The sequence below is a fragment of the Nocardioides acrostichi genome (assembly GCF_015319165.1).
Taxonomy (GTDB): domain Bacteria; phylum Actinomycetota; class Actinomycetes; order Propionibacteriales; family Nocardioidaceae; genus Nocardioides; species Nocardioides acrostichi.
Genome location: NZ_JADIVZ010000001.1, coordinates 833,631 through 853,355 on the forward strand (window position 1 = coordinate 833,631; position 19,725 = coordinate 853,355).

The 19,725-nt window shown below is 72.6% G+C and carries 22 protein-coding genes; 17 read left to right on the forward strand and 5 right to left on the reverse strand.

Annotated features, from left to right (window positions below; genetic code table 11):
• Positions 1-26 precede the first annotated feature (26 nt).
• Together ISG29_RS03895 and ISG29_RS03900 are read right to left on the reverse strand one after the other, a co-directional pair.
• Positions 27-449, reverse strand: a complete 423-nt coding sequence (locus tag ISG29_RS03895) for an organic hydroperoxide resistance protein (RefSeq protein ID WP_194501992.1) — start codon at positions 447-449, stop codon at positions 27-29.
• 29 nt (positions 450-478) lie between these two features.
• Positions 479-883, reverse strand: a complete 405-nt coding sequence (locus ISG29_RS03900; RefSeq protein WP_194502278.1) for a MarR family winged helix-turn-helix transcriptional regulator — start codon at positions 881-883, stop codon at positions 479-481.
• A gap of 236 nt (positions 884-1,119) precedes the next feature.
• Here ISG29_RS03900 and ISG29_RS03905 point away from each other — a divergent pair, with 236 nt between their 5' ends.
• From ISG29_RS03905 to ISG29_RS03960, 12 genes are all read left to right on the forward strand, one after another.
• On the forward strand, positions 1,120-1,944 hold the full coding sequence (locus tag ISG29_RS03905) for an amidohydrolase family protein (RefSeq protein ID WP_194501993.1): 825 nt from the start codon (positions 1,120-1,122) through the stop codon (positions 1,942-1,944).
• 86 nt (positions 1,945-2,030) lie between these two features.
• A complete protein-coding gene (locus tag ISG29_RS03910) occupies positions 2,031-2,555 on the forward strand; it encodes an MSMEG_0572/Sll0783 family nitrogen starvation response protein (protein WP_194501994.1) in 525 nt (174 codons plus the stop codon).
• A gap of 16 nt (positions 2,556-2,571) precedes the next feature.
• Positions 2,572-3,714, forward strand: a complete 1,143-nt coding sequence (locus ISG29_RS03915) for an MSMEG_0568 family radical SAM protein (protein WP_194501995.1) — start codon at positions 2,572-2,574, stop codon at positions 3,712-3,714.
• A complete protein-coding gene (locus ISG29_RS03920) occupies positions 3,711-5,162 on the forward strand; it encodes an MSMEG_0567/sll0787 family protein (RefSeq protein WP_194501996.1) in 1,452 nt (483 codons plus the stop codon). Before ISG29_RS03915 ends, ISG29_RS03920 begins: the two co-directional genes overlap by 4 nt.
• Positions 5,159-6,037 (forward strand): carbon-nitrogen hydrolase family protein, encoded by an 879-nt coding sequence (locus tag ISG29_RS03925; protein ID WP_194501997.1) that lies wholly within the window; start codon positions 5,159-5,161, stop codon positions 6,035-6,037. Before ISG29_RS03920 ends, ISG29_RS03925 begins: the two co-directional genes overlap by 4 nt.
• Positions 6,030-6,332, forward strand: a complete 303-nt coding sequence (locus ISG29_RS03930) for an MSMEG_0570 family nitrogen starvation response protein (protein WP_194501998.1) — start codon at positions 6,030-6,032, stop codon at positions 6,330-6,332. The genes ISG29_RS03925 and ISG29_RS03930 overlap by 8 nt, the downstream gene beginning before the upstream one ends.
• Positions 6,329-7,660 (forward strand): MSMEG_0569 family flavin-dependent oxidoreductase, encoded by a 1,332-nt coding sequence (locus tag ISG29_RS03935; RefSeq protein ID WP_194501999.1) that lies wholly within the window; start codon positions 6,329-6,331, stop codon positions 7,658-7,660. Before ISG29_RS03930 ends, ISG29_RS03935 begins: the two co-directional genes overlap by 4 nt.
• Before the next feature lie 9 nt (positions 7,661-7,669).
• The gene (locus ISG29_RS03940) at positions 7,670-8,563 is read left to right on the forward strand and encodes a carbon-nitrogen hydrolase family protein (RefSeq protein ID WP_194502000.1); all 894 of its coding nucleotides are present in this window, start codon (positions 7,670-7,672) and stop codon (positions 8,561-8,563) included.
• Between the two features lies 1 nt (position 8,564).
• Positions 8,565-9,659, forward strand: a complete 1,095-nt coding sequence (locus tag ISG29_RS03945) for an MSMEG_0565 family glycosyltransferase (RefSeq protein WP_194502001.1) — start codon at positions 8,565-8,567, stop codon at positions 9,657-9,659.
• 29 nt (positions 9,660-9,688) lie between these two features.
• The gene (locus ISG29_RS03950; RefSeq protein ID WP_194502002.1) at positions 9,689-10,660 is read left to right on the forward strand and encodes an aldo/keto reductase; all 972 of its coding nucleotides are present in this window, start codon (positions 9,689-9,691) and stop codon (positions 10,658-10,660) included.
• Positions 10,657-11,292, forward strand: a complete 636-nt coding sequence (locus tag ISG29_RS03955) for a DUF305 domain-containing protein (protein ID WP_194502003.1) — start codon at positions 10,657-10,659, stop codon at positions 11,290-11,292. Before ISG29_RS03950 ends, ISG29_RS03955 begins: the two co-directional genes overlap by 4 nt.
• A gap of 14 nt (positions 11,293-11,306) precedes the next feature.
• On the forward strand, positions 11,307-11,735 hold the full coding sequence (locus ISG29_RS03960; RefSeq protein ID WP_194502004.1) for a GNAT family N-acetyltransferase: 429 nt from the start codon (positions 11,307-11,309) through the stop codon (positions 11,733-11,735).
• A gap of 74 nt (positions 11,736-11,809) precedes the next feature.
• On the opposite strand, the gene ISG29_RS03965 is transcribed toward ISG29_RS03960, so the two are convergent.
• Positions 11,810-12,133, reverse strand: coding sequence for a hypothetical protein (locus ISG29_RS03965; RefSeq protein ID WP_194502005.1), 324 nt, complete (start codon positions 12,131-12,133; stop codon positions 11,810-11,812).
• A 49-nt stretch (positions 12,134-12,182) separates the two neighbouring features.
• Here ISG29_RS03965 and ISG29_RS03970 point away from each other — a divergent pair, with 49 nt between their 5' ends.
• Both ISG29_RS03970 and ISG29_RS03975 read left to right on the forward strand, forming a co-directional pair.
• Positions 12,183-12,965: a GNAT family N-acetyltransferase gene (locus ISG29_RS03970; RefSeq protein WP_194502006.1), complete on the forward strand. Its 783-nt coding sequence runs from the start codon at positions 12,183-12,185 to the stop codon at positions 12,963-12,965.
• On the forward strand, positions 12,962-14,176 hold the full coding sequence (locus tag ISG29_RS03975; protein ID WP_328827876.1) for an MFS transporter: 1,215 nt from the start codon (positions 12,962-12,964) through the stop codon (positions 14,174-14,176). Before ISG29_RS03970 ends, ISG29_RS03975 begins: the two co-directional genes overlap by 4 nt.
• Positions 14,177-14,210: 34 nt before the next feature.
• Here the strand turns inward: ISG29_RS03975 and ISG29_RS03980 are convergent, their stop codons facing one another.
• Positions 14,211-15,038: an undecaprenyl-diphosphate phosphatase gene (locus ISG29_RS03980; RefSeq protein ID WP_328828012.1), complete on the reverse strand. Its 828-nt coding sequence runs from the start codon at positions 15,036-15,038 to the stop codon at positions 14,211-14,213.
• A gap of 109 nt (positions 15,039-15,147) precedes the next feature.
• Here ISG29_RS03980 and ISG29_RS03985 point away from each other — a divergent pair, with 109 nt between their 5' ends.
• The 3 genes from ISG29_RS03985 to ISG29_RS03995 are packed head-to-tail and all read left to right on the forward strand — an operon-like array spanning position 15,148 to position 18,139.
• Positions 15,148-16,173, forward strand: a complete 1,026-nt coding sequence (locus tag ISG29_RS03985) for a lysylphosphatidylglycerol synthase transmembrane domain-containing protein (protein ID WP_194502008.1) — start codon at positions 15,148-15,150, stop codon at positions 16,171-16,173.
• Positions 16,170-17,315 carry a glycosyltransferase family 4 protein gene (locus ISG29_RS03990; RefSeq protein WP_194502009.1) on the forward strand — a complete coding sequence of 382 codons (1,146 nt, stop codon included), beginning with the start codon at positions 16,170-16,172 and terminating at the stop codon, positions 17,313-17,315. The genes ISG29_RS03985 and ISG29_RS03990 overlap by 4 nt, the downstream gene beginning before the upstream one ends.
• On the forward strand, positions 17,312-18,139 hold the full coding sequence (locus ISG29_RS03995) for a PIG-L deacetylase family protein (protein ID WP_194502010.1): 828 nt from the start codon (positions 17,312-17,314) through the stop codon (positions 18,137-18,139). The genes ISG29_RS03990 and ISG29_RS03995 overlap by 4 nt, the downstream gene beginning before the upstream one ends.
• 59 nt (positions 18,140-18,198) lie before the next feature.
• Here the strand turns inward: ISG29_RS03995 and ISG29_RS04000 are convergent, their stop codons facing one another.
• Positions 18,199-19,686, reverse strand: coding sequence for an aldehyde dehydrogenase family protein (locus tag ISG29_RS04000; protein WP_194502011.1), 1,488 nt, complete (start codon positions 19,684-19,686; stop codon positions 18,199-18,201).
• Positions 19,687-19,725: the final 39 nt, after the last annotated feature.

A 19,725-nucleotide genomic window follows, 5' to 3' on the forward strand; every position in this document is an offset into this window, starting at 1 on the left:
CCCCAGCGGGGCAGAGGAAGTGGCGCTCAGTCGTCGGTGACGGAGAGGGTGACCTCGATGTTGCCGCGAGTCGCGTTGGAGTAGGGGCACACCTGGTGCGCCTTCTCGGTCACGGCGACGGCAGCATCGTGGTCGACGTGGGGGAGGGTGACCTCGAGCTCGACGGCCAGTCCGAAACCACCCTCGTCGTTCGGGCCGATCGAGACCCGCGCCCCGACGGTGGAGTCGGTGGTGTCGACGCCGGCGTCCTTCGCCACGAGGCGCAGGGCGCCGTGGAAGCAGGCGGCGTAGCCGACGGCGAAGAGCTGCTCGGGGTTGGTGCCCTCGCCCGATCCGCCCATCTCCTTCGGGGTCGCCAGGTCGACATCGACCTTGGCGTCGGTGGTGGCGCCGTGGCCGTTGCGGCCGTCTCCGGTGGCGAGGGCCTCGGCAGTGTAGAGCGTCTTCATGGGATGTTCCTTTCGTCGTGGTCGGATGATCAGGCAGTGGAACCGTCGGCGGCGTGCAACGCCTCGGTGACGGCCAGGATGGAGTCGCGCAGCTGCTCGACGTCGAGGCCGTCGACCGAGAAGCGCTCTGCGAGCCGGGTCGGCACGCACTCGGCCTCGGCCCGCAGTGCCGCCCCGGCCGGCGTGAGCGAGACGAGCACCGAGCGCTCGTCGTCCGTCGAGCGACGACGGTCGACGAGGCCCGCGAGCGTGAGCCGCTTGAGCAGCGGCGACAGCGTGCCCGAGTCGAGGTGCAGCCGGCTCGAGAGGTGCCCCACGCTCACGGTCGATCGTTCGCCGTGCTCGGCGGCGTCCTCCCACAGCGCGAGCATCACCAGGTACTGCGGGTAGGTGAGCCCGAGCTCGGCGAGGAGCGGTCGATAGGCAGCCGTCATGGCCCGCGACGCGGCGTACAACGCGAAGCAGAGCTGTCGGTCGAGCCGTAGTGCATCCACGTCTCTTTTGTATTGCGCACAATCAAAAAGGGCAAGAGATAGTTACTCAGGTCACGCGGCAGCGGCGCCGTGGGGTTACACAACGACGCCGCGCGCAACGCAGACGTGACGAGCCGGAGCGCACAACGTCTTCCATCGGAAACCAATCTGAAACGTCGGGGCCGGAGCGTTGAGACATGCCCGCACCGGTCTACGACGCCCACCGCCACATCGGTGTGCTGCCGGCCTTCGGCTTCTACGGAGGCCCGCCGGTCAGCCCCGACACGACGGCGCGCGCCACCGTGGCCGAGTTCGTCGCAGCACTCGACGCCGAGGGCATCGACCGCACCCTGGTGCTCCCGAACTACGGCGTGCCGATCCCCGATGCGGCCTTCGACCTCAACCCCCTGGCCATCGAGGCCGCACAGGCCGACGACCGGGTCCGCTGCGGCCTCTGGGTCAGCCCCAAGGCCAGCGACCGCGAGCGCAACGATGCCGCGCTCGCGCTGGCCGGCGAGGACGGCGTCCGTGCGCTCAAGACCAGCTTCCTGCTCGGCGGCAGCCCGACCGACCCCGACTGTGCCGAGGAGCTGCACCGCATCTTCACCACCGCGGCCGAGCGCGACCTCGTGGTGCACGTGCACACCAGCCCGGGCGCGGCCAGCGACGTCGACCAGATCGGCACCCTGGTGGAGAGGTACGGCGACGACACGAAGATCCACCTGGTGCACCTCGGCGGCGGCATGAGCGGCCACCTCAAGCTCATCGGCGGCCGACTCTTCGACTGGATCGAGGCCGGCAAGCAGGTCTACACCGACACCTCGTGGTCGATCGGCTTCGCGCCCTCCTGGCTCATCGCCGAGATCGAGCGCCGCGGTGTCGGTCACGACCGCATCCTCTTCGCCACCGACATGCCCTGGGGCGACGTCGAGGGCGAGTACCACCGCCTCAGAGCGGCCACCGGCGACGGCGCCCTCGCCGACGCCTTCTTCCACCAGAACTTCGCGGCCCTCTACGACTGAGGCCGCCGAAGAGCAACACCCACCGAGCAAGACCAGCACCACCCGACAGCACCGTCCCCTCCCACCCAGCTCAAGGAGCAGCAGCGATGCCGACGTTCGACGACGAGATCATGGCCAACATCGAGAAGTCGGTGGCCGAGATCCCCCACCCCTCGCAGGCCCCGGGCACCAACCTCTACGGCAGCACCAAGATCTTCCCCGACTACCAGGCCGAAGGCGGCGAGTCCTACTTCACGCTCGTGCACGGCATCCCGCACGAGTCCTCGGTGAGCTTCGTGGCGGTGCTCCAGGCCACGCGCGCCCTGCGCAAGGGGTACGAGTCGGCCATCTACTTCTACGGCCCGGGCGCCCTGGCGTGCATGGACACCCGCGGCTTCCCGACCACCGGCGACGTCGCGTTCCCGGGCAACCAGAACATGAACGACTCGATCAAGACCTTCATCGGCGAGGGTGGCACCGTGTTCTGCTGCCGCTTCGGCATGGCGCTGCACGGCTGCCGCGAGGAGGATCTCATCGAGGGCGTCATCCCGGCGCACCCGCTCGACGTACAGGACGCCGTCATCCACTACGCCCGCAAGGGCGCCATCATCAACAGCACCTACAACCTCTGAGCGGGCGGCCGCGACCATGACTGCCCCGACCCCCTCCGCGCCCCGAAGAGGAGCGGACGCCCGCCGCGTCGCCTCGACCCGCGTCGACGTCGCGATCCAGGGCATCCGGCTGCTCGACGCCCCCGTGGCTCGCCGCGCCGGCGCCGGCCCGAGCGACGACGGCCACGTGCTGCTCGAGGGGGTCGGCGCGGCCGTCCCGCTGAACCCCCGCAGTCCCTACTCGGTGCGCTCGGGTCGGCTGCTCCTCGACGGTGCCGACACCGGCCTCGGGGTCGAGGCCGTCGCCCGACCTCGTTTCTACGACCTCGCCACCGACGACGGCGTGCCCTACGAGAAGATCGCGCGCCTGCACTCCGAGAGGGTGCTGGCCACCACCGTCGTACAGACCTGTGTGCGCTACGAGGAGGCGCAGCGCTGCCGCTTCTGCGCGATCGAGGAGTCGCTGCGCAACGACGCCACCGTGGCGGTCAAGAGTCCGGCGCAGCTCGCCGAGGTCGCGAAGGCCGCCGTGGAGCTCGACGGCGTCACGCAGATGGTGATGACCACGGGCACCAGCAACGGCCGCGACCGCGGGGCCACCCACCTGGCCCGGTGTGTGCGCGCGGTGCGCGAGGCCGTGCCCGACCTGCCGATCCAGGTGCAATGCGAGCCTCCGGGGGATCTGCGCACCATCACCGACCTCTACGAGGCGGGGGCCCGCTCCCTCGGCATCCACGTCGAGTCTCTGGACGACGACGTGCGCCGCCGGGTGATGCCCGGCAAGGGCAGCGTGCCGATGGCGGAATATCGCGCTGCCTGGGCCGAGGCGGTGCGCGTCTTCGGCTGGAACCAGGTCTCGACCTACCTCATCGTCGGCCTCGGCGAGGATCCCGACGAGCTCGTCGCCGGTGCCGAGGAACTGATCGAGATGGGGGTCTACCCCTTCGTGGTGCCGTTCCGCCCCATCGCGGGCACCCTGGCCGTCGAGGTCGACGGCACCACGCCACCTCCGCACGAGGTCACCTACGACGTCACCCGGCGCGTGGCGGCCGCCCTGCGCCGAGCCGGCATGACCGGCGCCGACCAGGCCGCCGGGTGTGCCGCGTGCGGCGCGTGCTCCGCCCTGGGCTCGGCCGAAGAGGAACTGGGTACCACCCGCGCGTGCGAGGTGTCGGCATGAGCGAGCTGTTGGCCCACGAAGTGGTGCTCACCGGAGCACCCCGCTTCACCGCCCACGTCGATGCCGAGGCCTACGTCGTCGTCCCGGCCGAGTCGCTCGGCGATCTCACCGCCTATCGCCGGCTGCGGCGCGAGGTGTTCGTGCACGAGCAGGGTCTCTTCGCAGCAGACGACGCCGACGACGTGGACGACGACCCGCGCACCCGCGTGCTCGTCGCTCGCGCCCCGGGCGGCGAGGTGCTCGGCGGCGTGCGGCTGCACCCGACCACGCATCCCGCGGCCGGGGGGCGTGACCTCGGCTGGTGGACCGGCTCGCGGCTGGTCGTCGCCCGCGAGGCGCGGCTGCACCTCGGCGTCGGCGCCGCGCTGGTGCGCGCGGCCTGCGCCACCGCCGAGAGCCTGGGCGCGCTGCGCTTCGACGCGTGCGTGCAGGAGCCGAACGCCGTGTTGTTCCGCCGCCTGGGCTGGGTCGTGGGTGAGACCCTCGATCTGCACGGGCAGCCCCACGTGCGGGCCGAGTGGCCCGTGCGCCGCGTGCAGCGACTCGTCGAGAGCACCAAGACCGCCCTGGGTGGGCTGCTCGGAGAGCTGACCTCGGCCCCCATGGGCGGTGGTGGGCCGGGCTTCGTCGGCGACGACGGCGCGCCGGTGCCCGGCACCGACCTGGTCGCCGCGTGCGACGCGATCCTGCCCGCGATGGTCGAGCGCGACCCTGAGTGGGCCGGCTGGTGCTCGGTGCTGGTCAACCTCAACGACCTTGCCGCGATGGGTGCCGTGCCGGTCGGGCTCCTCGACGCCGTCGGCGCCCGCGACGCCTCCTTCGCTCGGCGCGTCCTGCGCGGGCTCGCCGACGCCGCGGCCGCCTGGGGCGTGCCCGTGCTCGGCGGCCACACCCAGCTCGGTGTGCCCGGTGCCCTCTCGGTGACCGCGCTCGGCCGTACCCACGCCGGCCTGCCCGCCCCGGTGCCGGGCGGCGGTGGTCGCGTCGGGCACCGGCTGCGGGTCACGGCCGACCTCGGCGGCTCCTGGCGGCCCGGTTACACCGGCCGGCAGTGGGACTCCTCCTCGCACCGCACGCCTGCCGAGCTGCGCGCGCTGCTCGACGTCGTCCCGACCCTGGCGCCGACGGCGGCCAAGGACGTCTCGATGAGCGGACTGGTGGGCACCACCGGCATGCTCGCCGAGGCCAGCGGCTGCCGCGCCGTGCTCGACGTCGCGGCGATCCCACAGCCGCACGACGCCAGCACCGGCGACTGGCTCACCTGCTTCCCGGGGTTCGCGATGATCACCGCCGAGGACACGCCGCGCGACACCGCGGCGCTCCCCGACACCGTGACCTCGCGCGTCTGCGGCGAGCTCGCCGCCGGCTCTGGCGTGGGTCTGCGCTGGCCCGACGGCGTGGTCACGGAGTCGGTCGCGGCCGGCGTCACCGGGATGGGAGCGGCATGAGCAAGCACACCGCGGGGGTCGCCGCCGTCGCCGAGAGCTTCGGCCGCGACGTCGAGGCCAACCTGGCCCGCATCGCCGAGATCGTGGACGACGCCCGGGCGCGCGGCGTCCGGCTGCTCGCCCTGCCGGAGGCGGCACTCGGCGGGTACCTCTCGGTGCTCGGCGCCGGCCGCGACGGCGCCCACGACGAGCGGCCGGACTCCGTGCCGCCGGTCATGGACGTCGACGGCCCCGAGCTGCGCCGGGTCGCCGAGATCGCCCGAGAGATGACGGTCGTGGTCGGGTTCTGTGAGGGCGATCTGGGGGAGCGGTACAACTCCGCGGCCGTCGTCTCCGGCGATGGGGTGCACGGGGTCTACCGCAAGATCCACCAGCCGCTGGGCGAGAGCCTCTACTACGCGCCCGGCGAGACTCTGCGGGCCTTCGACACTCCGGCCGGCCGGCTCGGCATGCTGATCTGCTACGACAAGGCCTTTCCCGAAGCGGCCCGCGCGCTCGCGCTCGACGGGGCCGAGACGATCGCGTGCATCTCGGCCTGGCCCGCGTCGCGCACCGCCACCGCCGGCGACCTCGCCGAGGACCGTTGGACCAAGCGGTTCGACATCTTCGACGCCGCCCGTGCGCTGGAGAACCAGGTCGTGTGGCTGGCCTCGAACCAGTCGGGCACCTTCGGCTCGCTGCGGTTCGTTGCGTCGGCGAAGGTCGTCGGCCCGGGCGGCGACGTGCTCGCCTCCACCGGTCCACGGTCGGGTGTGGCCGTGGCACAGCTCGACGTGTCGGCGGCGCTCGAGACGGCGCGACGCTCGATGTTCCACCTGGGCGACCGCCGTCCGGACCTCTACCCGACGCATGTGAGCGAGGGCAGCTATGCCTGAGATGACCGTGACCGTGCGCTGGCCCGACGGCCGGATCGAGGAGTGCTACTCGCCCTCGCTGGTGATGCACGACCACCTCGAGGTCGGCGCCCGGTACTCCGTCGTCGACTTCACGGTCCGGTCGACCCACGCGCTCGATCTCGCGAGTGAGCGGGTGCGCGCGAGGTTCGGGTTCGCGTGCACCTCGGCCACCGCCAGCGCCGAGCAGATCCGCCGCTCGGCCTCCTCACATCGACCCGACGACCTCGTCGAGGTCGTACGCATGTGGCCCCCTCTCCCGCAGGAGCAGTCATGACCCAGATCTCCCCGGAATCACGCCCGAAGCACGTCGATGTCGCGATCGTCGGTGGCGGCCAGGCCGGACTGGCGACCAGTTGGTATCTCACCCGCGACGGCGTCGACCACGTCGTCATCGAGGCGAGCACGGCAGCGCACGAGTGGGCCGACACCCGCTGGGACGCCTTCACGCTGGTGACGCCCAACTGGCATTGCCGGCTGCCCGGGTACGCCTACGACGGCCCCGACCCCGACGGCTTCATGACGCGCGACGAGGTGGTGGCCTGGCTGGCCGGGTACGCGCCGTCCTTCGGACCGCCCCTGCTCGAGCACACCCGCGTCACCGCGCTGACCCAGACCGAGGACGGCGGGTTCACCCTCACGACCCAAGGCCCGGACGGCGACCTCACCTGGCACGCGGGACAGGTGGTCGTGGCGACCGGCGGCTACCACGTGCCGATCGTGCCGCCGTGGGCTCCGGGGCTCGACCCGTCGATCGCCCAGATCCACTCCGCCGACTACAAGAACCCGCACAGCCTGCCCGAAGGCGAGGTGCTCGTGGTAGGTACCGGCCAGTCCGGCGCGCAGATCGCCGAGGATCTCCACCTCGCCGGCCGACGCGTGCACCTCGCACTCGGTGACGCGCCCCGGGTGGCGCGCACCTACCGTGGCCGCGACGCCATGACCTGGCTGGCCGACATGGGTCTCTACGACACCGCCGTCGCGCAGTACCCGGGCGGCCTCGCGGCGCGGGAGAAGACCAACCACTACGTCACCGGCCGCGACGGTGGTCGCGACATCGACCTGCGCGCCTTCGCGGCCGAGGGCATGCGCCTCTACGGCCTGCTCGACTCCCTCGAGTCGCCCGGTGGCTCGCTGGTGCGGTTCCAGCCCACGATGCGCGAGGCGCTGGAACGCGCCGACTCGGTCTACAACTCCATCTGCGGCGACATCGACCGCTACATCGAGTCCCGCGGCATCGACGCACCGCCCGCCTCGCGCTACGAGCCCGTGTGGGAACCCGAGACCGAGCCCGCCTCCCTCGACCTGCGCGCTGCTGGCGTCACCAGCGTCGTGTGGGCGATCGGCTACCGGCCCGACTACCGCTGGGTGCAGGTCGGCGTCTTCGACGGCACCGGCCGCCCGACCCACACCCGCGGCGTCACCGAGGTTCCCGGTCTCTACTTCCTCGGTCTGCCCTGGCTGCACACGTGGGGCTCCGGGCGGTTCCTCGGCATCGCCACCGACGCCGAGCACGTGGCGGGGCGCGCCGTGGCCCGGGTGCGGCCGCGTCGGTCGTCCGCGCGGGCCGGCATGTCGGTGATGGACGTCGCGGTGGCGGGCTAGGGTCCGCGCGTGGGGCAACTGCGCATCGGGGCCGTCGCGGCGCACTTCGGTCGCGACCTCAGCCGGGCGATCGACAAGCTCGAGGGCATCATCGGCGACGCCCGCCGGGCCGGCGTCGGGCTGCTGGTGCTGCCGGATGCCACGCTCGGCGGCTACCTCTCCGACCTGGCACGCCCCGACCCGATGGCGCTACCGCCGGGGCTGACCGAGAACTCCTTCGAGATCCGCCGGGTCTCGGCGATGGCCGGCCCGATGGTGGTATGTCTCGGCTACGCCGAGGAGGTCGTCGAGGCCGGCCAGGCGCTGCTCTACAACTCCGCGGTGTGCGTGAGCGGCGACGGCGTGCTCGGCCGGCACCGCAAGGTGCACCAGCCCGCGGGGGAGTCGTTGGCCTACGCCGCCGGCACCCGCTTCACCGCGTTCGACACCCCGGTGGGGCGGCTGGGCATGCTCATCGACTACGACAAGACCTTCCCCGAGGCCGCCCGCAGCCTCGCTCTGGACGGCGCCACGACGCTCGCCTGTCTCTCCGCCTGGCCCGCGTCGATCACCGACCGCGCCTCCCGGCTGCCCCAGGACCGGCAGTCGCGACTCTTCGACCTCTACGACCAGTCCCGCGCCGCGGAGAACCAGGTGGTGTGGGTCTCGTCGAACCAGACGGGCGTGATGGGCGGCCTGCGGTTCCTCGGCCAGGCGAAGGTGGTCGGGCCGGGCGGAGAGATCCTGGCGCGCACCACGTCGAAGGGCGGACTGGCCGTGGCCGAGCTCGACGTCGAGGCCGAGGTCGCGCGCTCGCGACGGATCCTGCACCACCTCGCCGAGCTCGCGCCCAGCGCCTACAGCCAGTGCGGCGACCGGGATCTCGGCCGGGGCATCGACCAGTCCGCACGCTCCGGCGGCTGACGTGCGGATCGCGCTGCTCACCTACTCCACCCGACCTCGTGGCGGGGTCGTGCACACCCTCCACCTCGCCGAGGCGCTGGCCGACCTCGGCGAGGAGGTGCACGTGTGGACCCTGGGCCGCGGTGGCGACACCACGTTCTTCCGGTCCGTCGACCCCCGGGTGCACGTGCACGCGGTTGCGTTCGAGGATCCCGACGACGACGTGGGTGCGCGCATCCTGCGCTCCATCGACCTGCTGCGCGGGGCCCTGGCGCCGCACGTGGAGGGCTACGACGTGGTGCACGCCCAGGACTGCATCTCGGCCAACGCGGTGCTCGAGCTCGCTCCGTTCGTGCGCACCGTGCACCACCTCGACACCTTTACCACGCCGGAGTTGGTCGCGTGCCACGAGCGCGCCGTCCGGCGGCCCGATGCGCTGGTGTGCGTCTCTGCCGCGGTGGCTGCGGAGGTGCAGGCGGAGTACGGGCGGCCCGCCACGGTGATCCCGAACGGCGTGGCCGCCGAGCGGTTCGCGGCCGGGGCAACCGACGACGACGGCCGCGCGCTGTGGCGGGCGCAACTGGGTCGCTACGTGCTGGCCCTGGGGGGCATCGAGCCCCGCAAGGGCAGCCTCGACCTGCTCGAGGCGATGGCGCTCGTGCGCCGCTCGCGCCCCACCCTGGCCGACGTCCGACTGGTGTTCGGTGGGGGAGAGACCCTCTTCGACTACCGCGACTACCGCGCCGAGTTCGAGCGGCGTGCGGTCGAGCTCGGCGTCGAGCCGCTGGTGCTCGGGCCGGTGCCGGACGACGACTTGCCGTCGCTGCTGGCGCAGGCCGCCGCGCTGCCGTTCCTCTCCACCAAGGAGGGCTTCGGGCTCGCCGCACTCGAGGCATTGGCCGCGGGCACCCCGGTGGTCGCGCGCGATCTGCCGGTGCTGCGGGAGGTGTTGGGCGAGGCGGTCGCCTACGGCGACGGGCCGTCGTCCTTCGCCGAGGCACTCGCGCGGGTGATCGAGGCACCGCCGCCCGTCGATACCGGGCAGGCGCTGGCGCAGCGCTACACGTGGCCGGCGGCCGCGGCCTCGCACCTGCGGTTCTACGCTGGCGAGCAATAGGACATCCCCTCTCTCGGCAGGAGCCTCACGTGGAGTACACGACCCTCGGGAACACCGGACTGACCGTGTCGCGGCTCGTGATCGGCGCCATGAGCTGGGGCGACCCGGCTCGCGGCGGCCACCCGTGGGTGAAGGACGAGGCGTTCGCCGAGGAGGTGGTGCGCACCGCACTCGAGGCGGGCATCACCTTCTTCGACACCGCCAACGTGTACTCCGGCGGGTCGAGCGAGGAGTTCACCGGCCGCTCGCTGTGGAAGCACGCCGCCCGCGAGGACGTCGTCGTGGCGACCAAGGTGCACGGCCGGATGCGCCCGGGGCCCTATGGGGCCGGTCTCTCGCGCAAGGCGATCCTGCACGAGGTCGAGCAGTCGCTGCGGCGGCTCGGCACCGACTACATCGACCTCTACCAGATCCACCGCTTCGATCCGTCCGTGCCGGTCGAGGAGACGATGGAGGCGCTGCACGACCTCGTGCGTGCCGGCAAGGTGCGCTACCTCGGCGCGTCGTCGATGTGGGCGTGGCAGTTCGCCATGATGCAGCACGCCGCCGAGTTGGGCGGTTGGACGCCTTTCGTGTCGATGCAGGACCACTACAACCTCCTCTACCGCGAGGAGGAGCGCGAGATGCTGCCCCTCTGCGCGCACACCGGCGTCGGCGTCATCCCGTGGAGCCCGCTCGCGCGCGGCCGGCTGACCCGGCCGTGGGGCGCCGAGACCAGCCGCACGGAGACCGACGAGTTCGGCAAGACGCTCTATCGCGACGAGGACGCCGACATCGTGGGCGCCGTGCACGAGATCGCTGGGCAATTCGATGTCCCCGCCGCGCAGGTGGCGCTCGCGTGGGTGCTGCGTCAGCCGGTCGTGACCGCCCCCATCGTGGGCGTCACGAAGATCGCCCAGCTGCACGACGCCGTCGCCGCGCTCGACGTCGAGCTGAGCGACGAGCAGTGCGCCCGGCTCGAGGCGCCCTACCGTCCGCACGACGTGGCGGGTCATCGATGAGGCGGCGACGTCGCGGGGCGGTCGCCACTGCTCTCGTCGTGGCGCTCGGGGCCGGGTTGGTCGGCTGCGGCAACGACGCGTCGTCCGACCCCGCCGCCGTCTCGACGGCCACCGACGGGTCGGTCTACGACCAGGCCGACGTCGACTTCCTCACCGGGATGATCCCGCACCACGCCCAGGCCGTGCAGATGGTCACGATGGCTCAGGGGCGGCAGGTCTCGCCGAAGGTGCGCGCGCTGATGGACTCGATCCGCGACGCCCAGGTGCCCGAGGTCGAGCAGATGAGCGACTGGCTCGAGGGCTGGGGCAAGGCGGTGCCCGCCACCTCCCTCGACCACGCCCACGGCGCCTCCGGCATGGACGACATGGAGGGCATGGAGGGGATGGACGGAGACCAGATGGCCGGCATGATGAGCGGCGACCAGATGAGCGAGCTGGAGCAGTCCTCCGACGCCGACTTCGAGCGCCTCTGGCTGCAGATGATGATCGAGCACCACACCGGTGCCGTCGACAGCGCCGAGACCGAGATCGACGACGGCAAGAACCCCGAGGTGCTCGAGCTCGCTCAGAGCATCGTCACCAGTCAGACCGCCGAGATCGAGCAGATGAAGGCGATGCTCGGCGAGCAGTGAGCAGGGGCAGCACTATGAGCGAGCTGACGATCCGGACGGCGAGCGCGGACGACGTACCCGAACTGATGGCGTTGTGGGAGGTGGCCGGGGAGAACGCTGCACGCCCTGATGACCGCCGCGAGCTCGTGGAGCAGTTGATGGCGCGCGATCCCGACGCCGTCATCGTGGCTGAACTCGGAGGGACAGTCGTCGGCTCGGTCATTGCCGGATGGGACGGCTGGCGGGCGAACCTCTACCGGCTCGCGGTGCATCCCTCCGCACGGCGACGCGGCGTGGCCCGACGGTTGTTGGGGGAAGCCGAGCGGCGGCTGGCGCGCCTCGGTGCCGAGCGCGGCTGCGCGATGGTGCTGGAGGGTAACGACGAGGGCGCGGCATTGTGGCGCGCTGCGGGGTACGCGCCCCAGCAGGAGTGGCGCCGATGGGTACGGCAGCTCGACGCGTGATGTCGTCTCCGGTGGTCGAGCAGCGAGACAGCGCGAAGCGCTGAGTCGCTGCTCGACGGCTGCGTGGTTCGTTGTCACTTGGCTCGTCGGCGGACCAGGCTGCCCGTCAGCAGCAGGACGCCGATCACCGCGCACCCGCCAGCCAGTCCGACACGCACGTGGGCATCGATGGCACACGCACTGCGCAGTGCCGCGGTGTACGCCTCCCGGTGCTCACCGCCGGGAAAGCTGCTCTGCCCGTTGAACACAGTGTCGTACGGCGCCAGGCACTGGCCCGCATGGACCCCTCCGAAGTCGCGCGCGGCGACCTCGACCGTGGGGTTGTGCACCGCGAGCCACAGGCCTAGCACCAGTACGGCAGCCCCGAGCAACACGAAGGTCGCCGTGCGTCTCGACATGGGGTGAGGGTAGGGCCGGAGGCTCCGTGGGGCGTGGAATGCTCGTGCCGTGAGCGAGACCGACCTGCTGAGCGTGTACGACGACGAGGTGCGCGGATCGTTCGCCCACAGGCTGCCACCCGGATGGACCGGTGAACAGGACGGTCCGCTGACGCGGGCGCTGACCCAGCGGTCAGGCTTCGCCATACTCACCGGCTCGGCCTCGCAGCTGGACGAGGCCGAGCTCGCCGCCCTGGTCGATCGCACCGTGGCCTTCTTCGCGGCGCACGAGCGCTGGTTCGAGTGGAAGACGTTCGACCACGACCCGGCCGCGTTGCGACCGCTGCTGCTCGAGGCGGGCGCGGTGCCCGAGGAGCCGGAGGCGATCGTGATGGGGGCGTCCGCCGCGATCGCGCGTGAGCCGGCGCTGCCCCCGGGCTACACGCTGCGCGAGGTGAGCGCGCGGGCCGACCTCGACGCGATCGCCGCGATGGAGGGCGAGGTGTGGGGCGAGGACTGGGGTTGGCTGGCCGACGACCTGGAGTCGCGGCTCGGCGCGGTCGACCCGGTGCGTGTGTTCGTCGTCGAGCACGCCGGGCGAGTGGTGAGTGCTGCGTGGCTGGCGCCGCTGTCCGGCACGAGCGTGGCCGGACTGTGGGGCGGTAGCACGCTGGCCGGGCATCGGGGCCGAGGCGTCTACCGGGCGCTGGTCGCCGAGCGCGCGCGGCTCGCCGTCCGGCTGGGGTACGACTACCTGCAGGTCGACGCGTCACCCGACTCGCGGCCCATCCTGGAGCGCCTCGGGCTGCACACCGTGGGCGGCACGACGCCCTTCGTCATCGGCCGCTCGTGAGCTCACCGGGCGCGGCCGGCACCTGGACGCCGTGGCGCACCGTCGTCGCGTTCGGCGTGGTGTCGCTGGCGGCCGACATGGTCTACGAGGGCATGCGCTCGGTGACCGGCCCGTTCCTGGTCTCGCTGGGGGCCAGCGCGCTGGTGGTCGGGTTGGTGACCGGTGCCGGTGAGGGCGTCGCGCTGCTCCTGCGGCTCGCCGTCGGGCCGGCTGCAGATCGCAGCGGTCGGCACTGGCGCTATGCCACAGCGGGCTACGGACTCACCGCGGTGAGCGTGCCGCTCCTGGCCCTCACCCCCTTCCTGGGCGCGGCCGGGCTCGCGGTCGCGTGCGCCCTGGTGCTGGCCGAGCGCACCGGCAAGGCGGTGCGCTCGCCGTCGAAGTCGGCGCTGCTGGCCGGCATCGCGAAGGACGTCGGCCGCGGGCGTGGCTTCGCGGTGCACAAGGCGCTGGACCAGGTGGGCGCCTTCGCCGGACCGCTCCTTGTGGCCGGTGTCGCGCTCGTGGCCGGGCACCGCTTGTGGGCCGGACTCGCGTTGCTCGCGGTGCCGGGTGCGGTGTCGATGGCCCTGCTGACGAGGTTGCGACGGCGTGCGCCGATCGAGGGGCGACCGCCCTCTCGCCGAGCGGATCGCTCCCCGACGGCCCGGTTGCCGCGGCGGTTCTGGGTGCTCGCCGCGGGCGCCGCCCTGAGCACGGTGGGCCTCATGACGTTCGGCGTGCTCTCGGTGGTCGTGGTGCGTGGCGGCGTGCTCTCCGCGGCGGTCGTACCCGTGGCGTACGCCGGGGCGATGGTGGTCGAGGCGGTGGCGGCGCTCGGCGCCGGGTGGGCCTACGACCGGGTGGGCGCCGCGGTGCTGCTGGGGGTGCCCGTCATCGTGGCCGGGGTGCCGGTGCTGCTGCTCGGTGCCGCGCTCCCGTTGACGCTCGCCACGGTGGGGGTCGGATTGGCGTCGTGGGGCGCGGCGACCGGGCTGCAGGACTCGGTCGTCAAGGCCTTCGTGGCCGACGTCGCCCCGAGCGACCGGCTCGGCGCCGCCTACGGCTGGTTCGCGGCCGTCCAGGGCACGGCCGCCTTCGTCGGCGGGGGTGTGGCCGGCGCGCTGCTCGGTCACCGCGGCGTGCTGGTCGTCGTCCTCGTCACGGCGCAGGTGGCGGCGCTGGTGGTGTTCGCGGTGGCAGTTCTCGACCCCTCGAGGCGCGATTCCTGACCCCTCGGGGGACGATGCGCGACCCCTCGCGGATTCAGGGGCTGACGCTGTGGGTGACCAGGAGGCCGGTCACGACGACGGCGAGCGCCAGGCGGTAGAGGATGAAGCTGGTGAAGTCGTGGCGGCTGACGAAGCGCAGCAGCCAGGCGATCGCCACGTAGGCCACGACGAACGACACCGCCGTGCCGACCAGCACCGGGGCGACCCCGATGCTGCCACCCACGGCGTCCTTGAGCTCGTAGAGCCCGGCACCGGTCAGCGCCGGGATCGAGAGGAAGAACGACAGCCGGGTCGCGGCGACGCGGTCGAGCCCGCGCAGGAGTCCGGTGGAGATGCTGGCGCCGGAGCGGGAGAAGCCCGGGAACAGCAGCGCCAGGATCTGGCTGACGCCGACGACGAAGGAGTCCGCGAAGGTGACCTCGCCCTCGGGGCGCGTGTGCGACCCGCGACGCTCGGCCCACCACATGAAGCCGCTGCCCACCACCAGGGAGGCCACCACGACCCACAGACCCGCGAGCGGACCCTCGATCAGCGGCTTGGCCGCCAGTCCGACGATCACGATGGGGATGGTGGCGATGATGACCCACCACGCGAAGCGGTAGTCGTGGTCGGTGCGGGCCTCGGCATTGGTCAGACCCCGGAACCAGGCGCCGACGATGCGCACGATGTCGCCGAAGAAGTACACGAGCACGGCCGCGATCGCCCCGACCTGGATCACAGCCGTGAACGCCACCACGGAGGTGTCGTCGGTCTGGAGTCCGAGCAGGGACTCGGTGATCTTGAGGTGGGCGGTCGACGAGACGGGGAGGAACTCGGTGATCCCCTCCACCACGCCGAGTAGGGCCGCTGCGCCGATTCCGATGCTCACGGTGCGTCATCCTCCCGTACGGACCTGCAGCCCACCTGACCGACACCCTTCCGTCCCTCGCACGGTCAGGTGGGCGGCAGGATCGAAGGAGCACCGTCGAGTCATGAATCGGATCCCCCCGTCGGTCCTCCGCCGTCTGCTGCTGGTCGGGGCCACGACCACTGCTGTCGCCCTGGCGGTGCCCCGGCTCGTCGGCGTGCCGTGGGGGAACGTCGCGACCGTGCTCACCGCGGTGCCCGCGCCCTGGATCGTCGGACTGGTGCTGCTGTGGGCGGCCGGGCTGGCCACGCACACCGTCACGCTCACCGCGGCCATGCCGGGGCTCAGCCACCGACGGGCGGCCACGCTCAGCCTCACCGGCAGCTTCGTGGCCAACGTGCTGCCTCTCGGTGGCGCCGCCGGCATCGCCCTCAACACCCGGATGGCCCGCACCTGGGGCTTCGGCCCTCGCGAGGTCGCCTCGTACACCTTGGTGACCAACGTCTGGGACGTCCTGGCCAAGCTCGCCGTGGCCAGTGCCGCGGCCGCCCTGGTCACCCGAGCCGGCCTGGTGCTGCCGGGCATCGGGCTCGTGGCCGGTGTCGCGGGAGCGCTGTTCGTGGTGAGCGCCCTGCTGCTGCTCTCCGACCGCTGCGCACGCGTGGTCGCGACCTGGCTCGACGTCTTGAGTGAGCGTCTCTTCCGACGTTGGCCGCGCGTGCCGGCCGGCTGGGGAGGCGCCGTCCTCGCGACCCGGCGGACGGCGGCAGCCACCGCCCGCGAGCAGTGGGCCGGCCTGAGCGGGGGCATGGCCGGTTACACCACGCTGCTGCTGCTGCTGCTCGCGGGCTGCCTGCACGTCACCGGTGCGGGGGTGCCGCTGCTGGGACTGGCTGCCGGGTTCGCGGTCGAACGGGTGCTGACCCTGGCTGCGCTCACGCCCGGTGGAGCCGGCCCGGTCGAGGTCGGGCTCACGGCGGTGCTGGTGGCCTCGGGCGGCGACCCGGTCGGCGTCGTGGCGGGCGTGCTCTGCTACCGCCTGCTGACCTTCGCCCTCGAGATTCCGGTCGGCGGACTGTGGTGGGCGGGCTGGGTGCTCGCCCGGCGCCGGAGCGTCCCGACGAGGCGATCGGTGGTGGCGGCCCGATGAGGGTCTGGCACGTCACCGACACCTACGCGCCGACCCTCGGCGGGATCGAGATCCATGTGGCCGAGCTGGCCCGGCGCCAGCAGGCGGCGGGTGACCAGGTGCGCGTCGTCACCCTGACCCCGGACGACGGCAGCATCCCGCCGGGCGCGACCGGAGGCGTCGACGTGCACCGCCTCGGTGCGCCCGAGCACGCCGGGCTGCCGGTGCTCGGGCACGAGCGACTGCGCGGTCTCACCAGCGAGCTGCGCCGGCTGCTGGCCGAGGGGCGCCCCGACGTGCTGCACGTCCATGCCTCGGTGGTCTCGCCGTTGGCCGCGGCCGCGGTGCGCGTGGCCAGCGCCGACGGCGTGCCGGCGCTCGTCACCGTGCACTCGATGTGGGAGGGCTGCGGCCCGCTGCCGTGGCTGGCCCGGCACGGTCTCGGCCTGCCTCACGCGCGAGTGGTGTGGAGTGCGGTGAGCCGGGTGGCCGCCGACGCGTTGGCGCCCGTGGTCGCGCCCAGCCCGGTGCACGTGCTGCCGAACGCGGTCGACCCGGCCGCGTGGGCGGGCGTGGCCGGGGCCGTGCACGTCGCCCCGCTGCACCTCGTGGCGGTCATGCGGCTGACCCGGGTCAAGCGGGCGGTGCCGCTGGCCGAGGTGCTGGCCGAGGTGCGCGAGATCGTGCCCGACGACGTGCCGCTGCGCGCGACGGTCGCCGGCGACGGTCCCGCTCGGGGGCGGATGGAGCAGCGGCTGGGTCGGCTCGGTGCGGACTGGGTGTCGCTGCCGGGCGCGGCCGACCGCGCCGGCATCCGCAGACTGCTGGCCGGCGCCGACGTGTTCGTGGCGCCGGCGCACCGTGAGTCCTTCGGCATCGCGGCCCTGGAGGCGCGTGCCTCGGGAGTGCCCGTGGTCGCGCCGGCCTGCTCGGGTGTCACCGAGTTCGTCTCCCACGGGGTCGACGGGCTGCTCGGCGACGGCGACCACGACCTGGCCCGGCAGATCGCGCGACTGTGCGTCGACGACGCCCTGCGCGCGCGGATCCGCTGGCACAACCTGGTCACCCCGATCGCGCACGACTGGGAGCGTGCGCGTCGGGGTGCCGAGGATCTCTACGCCGTGGCGCGTCAGCGGGACGCCGCGCTCGAGAGGTCGCGATGAGCCGCCGCGTCGCGCCGGCGTCGCTGCTTCCGGGATCGCCGGGCACCGTCGTCGCCGTGCACGCCCACCCCGACGACGAGGCGCTGTGGACCGGTGGCACCCTGGCCGGCCTGGCCGCCGCGGGGCACCGGGTCGTGCTGGTGATGGCCACCGACGGCGCGCTCGGTCTCGCCGACGACGGGCTGCGTGCTGATCTCGGTCGTCGCCGCTTGGCCGAGCTGCAACGCTCGGCGACCGTCCTGGGGGTCGACCGGGTGCACCGGCTCGGTTACGCCGACAGCGGGTCCGGCACACCGTGCGACGGGGGATTCGCCACCGAGCCCACCGATCAGGTCGGCGCGAGGCTGGCCGCCCTGCTGGCCCGGGAGGACGCCGACGTGGTGCTCTCCTACGACGCGGCGGGCGGCTACGGACACCCCGACCACGTGGCGGTCCATCGGGCGGTGCGGGCGGCCCTGAGTCTCCTCGATTCGCCGCCGCGGCTGCTCGAGGCCACGGTCGACCGGTCGCTGGTGCTGCCGGTCTCGCGCGTGCTGCGCTCGGCGGGGCGGCTCCTGTCCGTGCCCGAGATGCCCGACCTCAGCCACTGCTTCACCCCGCGCGGCCAGATCACCGCACGGGTCGACGTCCGGCCGCACCTCGGGGCCAAGATCGCAGCGATCGAGGCGCACGCCTCTCAGGCCACCGGCGGACCGCGCACGGCGTCCCTGCTCACCTCGCTGCCGTGCCCCCTGCGCTCCCTCGTGCTGGGTACCGAGTGGTTCCACGAGCCCGTGCTGACCCGTCACGAAGTTTCAGCTGACCCGTCACGAAGTTTCAGTTGACCCGTCACGAGTGGCGCAGGCACTGACCCCTCGAGGCGCGATGTGCGACCCCTCGCGGTCTACACCCCGCGGCGCCTGGCGTAGCGCATCTTCACCATGCGCCGCACCTGCTCGAAGTACTCGGGCTTGCGCGGGAAGGACTGCATGTCGGGGCCGAGCTGGAACCGCTTGGCCAGCGTCGCCTTGGGCGAGGTGAACTCGCGCAGGCCGTCCTCGCCGTGGAAGCGGCCGAAGCCGGAGTGGCCGACGCCGCCGAAGGGCACCGAGGGCATGCCGACGAAGGTGAGGCAGGCGTTGATGACCGTGCCGCCGGCCCTGATCTGGGCGGCGATCTCGCGGCCGCGATCGGCGGAGAACACCGAGGAGCCGAGGCCGAACGGCGTCGAGTTCGCACGCCGCACGGCCTCGTCGGTGTCGGGCACCGAGTTGATCACGACCAGTGGACCGAAGGTCTCCTCGGTGAGGGTCACGCAGTCCTCGGGCACGTCGACCAGCACGATCGGGTCGACGAAGGGCTCGCGCACCGACGCCGGACCGCCCACGAGCGCGGTGGCTCCCGCCGCCAGGGCGGCGTCGACGTGCTTGCGCACCGTCTCGATCTGCGACGGCACGATCATCGGGCCGTAGGAGTCGGTGTCGCCGAGTCCGACGGTGATCTGGGCGGCCTTGGCCTTGACCTTCGCCAGCAGCGCCTCGCGCACCGACTCCACGACGTAGACGCGCTCGATGCCGACGCACGCCTGGCCGCCGTTGAAGACCCCGCCCCAGACGATGGCGTCGGCCGCGGCCTCGATGTCGGCGTCCTCGGCGACGATGAGGACGTCGTTGCCGCCGAGTTCGAGCAGCACGGGGGTGAGGTTCTCGGCGCACGCCTGCATGACCTTGCGACCGGTCGGCACCGAGCCGGTGAACGCGAGCTTGTCGACGCCGGAGCGGCACAGCGCGTTGCCGGTGTCGCCGAACCCGGTGATCCACGAGACCAGGCCCGCGGGGGCGTCGGGGTTGGCGCGGTAGAACGCCTCGATCACGAGCACCGTGCCGCCGGGTGCGATCTCGCTGGCCTTGACGACGGCCGCGTTGCCGGCGGCGAGTGCGTAGGCCAGGCCGCACAGGGCGGTGTAGACGGGCACGTTCCACGGCACGATCACGCCCACGACGCCCAGCGGCGGATAGGAGACGTGGGCGTCGAAGTTGAACAGCGCCAGGCCGGGCGGCACTCGCTTGCCGCCGAGCACCTTCTCGGCGTGCGCGGCGGCCCACCGCACGTCCTCGAGACCGGCGATGAGCTCGAACTGGCCGTCGCCGCGAGGTCGGCCCACCTCGCGGAAGGCCAGCTCACAGATCTCGTCGCTGCGCTGCCCGAGGTCGGCGATCCAGCGATTGAGTCGGCGCTTGCGCTCGACCCAGCCGAGGTCGGCCCACCAGCCCTGGGCGAGGCGCGCCTGCTCCACCCGCTCTTCGACGTCGGCTGCGGTGTGCACCGGGTACGTACCGACCTGCTCGCCGGTGGCCGGGTTGGTCACGGTGAACGTCTCCGGTGTGCTCACGCGCCGACCATACAACGAGTGTCCAGGCGGATGGCGTGT